The organism is Anaerococcus sp. HMSC075B03 (assembly GCF_001815585.1).
In the GTDB taxonomy this organism is placed as follows: Bacteria; Bacillota; Clostridia; order Tissierellales; family Peptoniphilaceae; genus Anaerococcus; species Anaerococcus vaginalis.
Genome location: NZ_KV821173.1, coordinates 1 through 656 on the forward strand (window position 1 = coordinate 1; position 656 = coordinate 656).

1 protein-coding gene is annotated in these 656 nt (G+C 23.6%); it reads right to left on the bottom strand.

Annotation, left to right across the window (positions count from 1 at the left end; all coding sequences use genetic code 11):
- The coding region (locus tag HMPREF3045_RS02905) for an ABC transporter permease (RefSeq protein WP_143269976.1) at positions 1 to 637 on the bottom strand (637 nt) is incomplete at its 3' end.
- Positions 638 to 656: the final 19 nt, after the last annotated feature.

The window sequence follows — 656 nt, forward strand, 5'->3', positions numbered from 1 at the left end:
TTCTTCCATCATTACCCATAAAATACATTATTCTAGGTCCGAAAGTTATAATTTGATTGGTGTAAATATATCCGTCTCCATAAGTAAAATATTTGTTATTATTTTTTTCTATAAAACCAACATTTGGAAGGCTACCATCTTTATAAATATATCTACATCTTCCATCTTCAGTCCAAATAAAATCGCCATCTTTTTTTGCAGGAGATTTCATTATTGTTTTTTTAACAGAACTTTCTTTGTTAGTGGATTCTGTATTATCTGTTAAATTAGTAGAATTATCCTTATTTTCATTAGTTGATGAATTTACATTATTTTCTAAGTTATTATCAGAAGAAGGATTATCAAGATTATCATTAGATTTTTCTATATTAGAAGAATCATTGTTTGATATATTTACATTATCTTCAATTTTTTTCTCAGAATTATCATCACTATTGTAGAAATTAGAATTAATTTCCTTGTCATTAGATTTTGAATCTATAATTTCTGTGTTATTTTCTGTTGATATAAAATTTTCACTTTCTGATTTTAAATCAATATCAGAGTCTGCATAAGATGGTTTTACACAAATAAATCCTGAAATAAATAAAAGTGAAAAAATATTAATCAACAAAAATTTTTTATACTTATGATTCATTTTTTTGTATTCCTCCTTA